The 4,338-nt window shown below is 75.3% G+C and carries 1 pseudogene; it reads left to right on the top strand.

The window, feature by feature from the left end:
• Window positions 1-123: 123 nt before the first annotated feature.
• Window positions 124-4,335, top strand: a pseudogene (locus ACH442_RS39210) (type I polyketide synthase); the annotation flags it as partial.
• Window positions 4,336-4,338 lie beyond the last annotated feature (3 nt).

Below are 4,338 nucleotides of genomic sequence, written 5' to 3'. Positions count from 1 at the left end.
CCGGTTCTCCGTAAGGGAACGGTAGGGGTTGAGGGGGTACCGGCCCGCTCCTACCGTCCGGGACGGTGCCGCCGGTGCGCGCGGCGCCGCTCCCGTAACCCCGCAGTGAGGTGACGCGTGTCGTCGAGTGAGCAGAAGCTCCGGGACTACCTGAAGCGGGTGACCGCCGACCTGCACCAGACCCGCAAGCGGCTCGCCGAGGTGGAGTCCGGCACCCCGGAACCGATCGCGATCATCGGCATGGGCTGCCGGTACCCGGGTGGCGTGACCACACCGGACGAGCTGTGGGACCTGGTCGCGCGGGGCCGTGACGGCATCGGCCTCTTCCCGGCCGACCGGGGCTGGGACGTGGAGAACCTCTACCACCCCGACCCCGACCATCCCGGGACCTCGTACGCGCGGGAGGGCGGCTTCCTCTACGACGCCGCCGACTTCGACCCGGAGCTGTTCGGCATCTCGCCCCGCGAGGCGCTGGCCATGGACCCGCAGCAGCGCCTGCTGCTGGAGATCGCCTGGGAGGCCCTGGAGCGCGCCGGCCTGGACCCGCTCGGCCTGCGTGGCAGCCGCACCGGCGTCTACACCGGCATGATGTACCACGACTACGCCGCGCGGCCGGGTCTCGACGTGCCTGACGAGGCCGAGGCGTACCTGGGCACCGGCAACTCCGGCAGCGTCGCCTCCGGGCGCATCGCCTACACGCTGGGCCTGGAGGGACCGGCGCTGACCATCGACACCGCGTGCTCGTCGTCGCTGGTGGCGCTGCACCTGGCGGTCCGCGCGCTGCGCTCGGGGGAGTGCGACCTCGCGCTCGCCGGCGGGGTGGCGGTGATGGCGACGCCGGAGACCTTCATCGGCTTCTCCCGCCAGCGCGGGCTCGCCGCCGACGGGCGCTGCAAGTCGTTCGCGGCGGCGGCCGACGGCACCGGCTGGGGCGAGGGCGCCGGTCTGCTGCTGGTCGAGAGGCTGTCCGACGCGCTGCGCAACAAACATCAAATTCTTGCTCTGGTACGCGGTACCGCCGTCAACCAGGACGGCGCGTCCAGCGGCCTGACCGCCCCCAACGGCCCGGCCCAGCAGCGCGTCATCCGGCAGGCGCTCGCCGACGCCGGGCTGGGCGCCGGTGACGTGGACGCGGTCGAGGCGCACGGCACCGGCACCACCCTCGGTGACCCGATCGAGGCACAGGCGCTGCTCGCCACGTACGGGCAAGGTCGTGATGTGCCCCTGTGGCTCGGCTCGATCAAGTCGAACATCGGGCACACGCAGTCGGCGGCCGGCGCGGCCGGCATCATCAAGATGGTTCAGGCGCTGCGGCACGAGTTGCTGCCGCCGACGCTGCACGTGGACCGGCCGACCCCCACGGTGGACTGGAGCGCGGGCCGGGTCGAGCTGCTGACCACCGCCCAGCCCTGGCCCGCGGGTGACACCCCGCGCCGGGCCGGGATCTCGTCGTTCGGGATCAGCGGCACGAACGCGCACGTGATCATCGAGGAAGCGCCGGTCGTGACCGTTCCTGATCCGCTGCCCGGACGACCGGCGCCGCTGGTGGTCAGCGGGCCGGACGAGGACGCGGTGCGCCGCCAGGCCGATCGGCTGCTGCGGCACCTGGGTGAGCACCCGGAGCTGGACCCGGCCGACGCCGCCTGGACGACCACGCGGCGGGCCGCGCTGCCCCATCGGGCGGTGTACCTGGATCGCGCATCCGAGCCGGTCCGTGGGGTTGCGGCTCGCGGCAAGCGCGCCTTCCTGTTCACCGGGCAGGGCGCGCAGCGGGCCGGCATGGGCGCTGGGCTGGCCGCCGCGTTCCCGGTCTACGCGGCTGCGTTCGCCGAGGTCGCCGCGGCGCTGGACGCGCATCTGACCAAGCCGCTGGCCGTGGTGATGCAGGATCCGGCACTGCTGGAGATGACCGAGTTCGCCCAGCCGGCGATCTTCGCGGTCGAGGTGGCCCTGCACGCGCTGGTAACGTCCTGGGGCGTCACGGCGGACGCGCTGGTCGGGCACTCGATCGGCGAGATCGCCGCCGCCCACGTGGCCGGTGTGCTGTCGCTGGCGGACACGGCCCGGCTGGTCACCGCGCGCGGCCGGCTCATGCAGGCACTCCCGGCCGGCGGCGTGATGCTTGCCGTCCGGGGGTCCGAGGAGGAGGTCCGGGCGGCGTTCCCGGGCGTGGACGTCGCCGCGGTGAACGGGCCGTCGGCCGTCGTGGTCTCCGGGACGCAGGCGGAGATCGCGCCGGTCGAGGAGCACGGCTGGAAGACGACCCGGCTGCGGACCTCGCACGCCTTCCACTCGCGGCTGATGGAGCCGATGCTGGACGAGTTCCGCGCGGTGGTCGCCGGCCTGACGTTCGCGCCCGGCCACGACCGCTGGTCGGACCCGGAGTACTGGGTGGCGCACGTGCGCGCGACCGTGCGCTTCGCCGACGCGGTGGCGCCGCTGGCCGGGTACCGGTTCGTCGAGCTGGGCCCGGACGCCGTGCTGTCGGCGCTGGTGCCGGACGCCGTCCCGCTGCTGCGCCGCGACCGCGACGAGGCCGGGACCGCGCTGACCGCCCTGGCGACACTGTTCGTGACCGGCACACCGGTCGACTGGTCCGCGGTCATTCCCGGTGGGCGTCGGGTGGACCTGCCCACGTACGCGTTCCACCGCCGCCGGTTCTGGCTCGACGCGGCGCGGCCGGGCACCGAGTCGTGGCGCTACCGGATCAGCTGGGAGCCGGTCCCGCTCCCGGCCACGGCGGTGACCGGGACCTGGCTCGTGCTCGGCGACGACACCCTCGTCGCGGCGATGCGCGCGGCCGGCGCCCAGGTCACCCGGGAGGCCACCGGCGCGCTCGACGGCGTCGTCGCCGCGGCCGGCAGCCCGGCCGAGCTGCTCGCCATCGTCCAGCGTGGCCTGGAGGTTCCGCACTGGATCGTCAGCGACGACCCGGCCACCTGGGGCCTGGCCCGCGTGTTCGCGCTGGAGCACCCGGCGCGCTGGGGCGGCATCGTGTCCGGTGACTTCGAGCCCGGCGTCCTCGGTGGCGGCGAGGACCAGCTCACCAACGGCCCGGACGGCCTGCTCGCACGGCGGCTGGTCCCGGCGCCCGTGCCGCCCGGCGCCGCCGCGTGGAAGCCGGCCGGCACCGTGCTGATCACCGGCGGCACCGGTGGACTGGGCACCGAGGTCGCCCGCTGGGCCGCGGCCAACGGCGCCGACCGGCTCGTCCTGGTGTCCCGCCGCGGCGGCGCCTCGGACCTGCCGAACACCGAGGTGCACGCCTGTGACCTGTCCGACCGGGCCGCCGTGGCGGCGCTGCTCACCGAGGTCGGCCCGGTCGACACGGTGATCCACGCGGCCGGCGTCAGCGACGACGTTCCCCTCTCCGCCGAGGACGCGGGCAACCTGCGCCGGGTCGCGGCCGGCAAGGTCGACGGCGCCGTCCACCTCGACGAGCTGCTGCCCGAGGTGCCGCTGATCGTCTTCTCCTCGATCGCCGGGGTCTGGGGCAGCGGCGAGCAGGGCGCGTACGCCGCCGCCAACGCGGCCCTCGACGCGCTCGTCACCCGTCGGCGAGCCGCGGGCCGGCCGGGCACGGCGATCGCGTGGGGCCCGTGGGCGCGGACCGGCATGGCCGCCGGCGAGCAGGTCGCGGACCGGCTGCGCCGGCGCGGCCTGACCCCGATGGCGCCCGAGCGCGCGCTGGAGGCGATGAGCGTCGCGGTCGGGGCCGGTGACGTCTGTGTCACGGTCGCCGACGTGGACTGGGAACGGTTCGTGCCGGTGTTCTCGGCCGCCCGGCACCGTCCGCTGTTCACCGAGCTCACCCCGGCGGCGCCGGAGCGGCCGGCGCAGGCCGCGCACGACCTCGGTGAGCTGGACCCGCCGGAGCGCGCCCGGCGGCTGCTGCGCCTGGTGCGCGACGAGGTGGCCGCCGTGCTCGGGCACCCCTCCGGCAACGCGGTGCCGGCCGGGCGGGCGTTCACCGAGCTCGGGTTCGACTCGCTGACCGCGGTGCAGCTGCGCGACCGGCTCCTGGCCGCGACCGGCCTGCCGCTGTCGCCGACGCTGGTCTTCGACTACCCGAACGCCGAGGCGCTCGCCGCGTACCTCGGTGAGCTGTTCGCCCCGGCCGGCGCGCAGCCCGACCTGTCCGACGCGGAGGTCCGCGCCGCGCTGGCCGCGATCCCGGTCGAGCGGTTGCGCGAGTCGGGCCTGCTGTCCCGCCTGCTGCGCCTGGCCCCGGCCACCGTCGGCGCCACCTCCGAGCCGGAGAGCGACTTCGACGACATGGACGTCGACGACCTCGTGAAACTCGCCCTCGGCGACACCCCGAACGACACGGAGTGAACG

Source organism: Actinoplanes sp. NPDC020271 (assembly GCF_044388125.1).
GTDB lineage: Bacteria > Actinomycetota > Actinomycetes > Mycobacteriales > Micromonosporaceae > Actinoplanes.
Note: the sequence above shows the minus strand (reverse complement) of the source record. Positions and strands in the feature narration are given on the sequence as shown.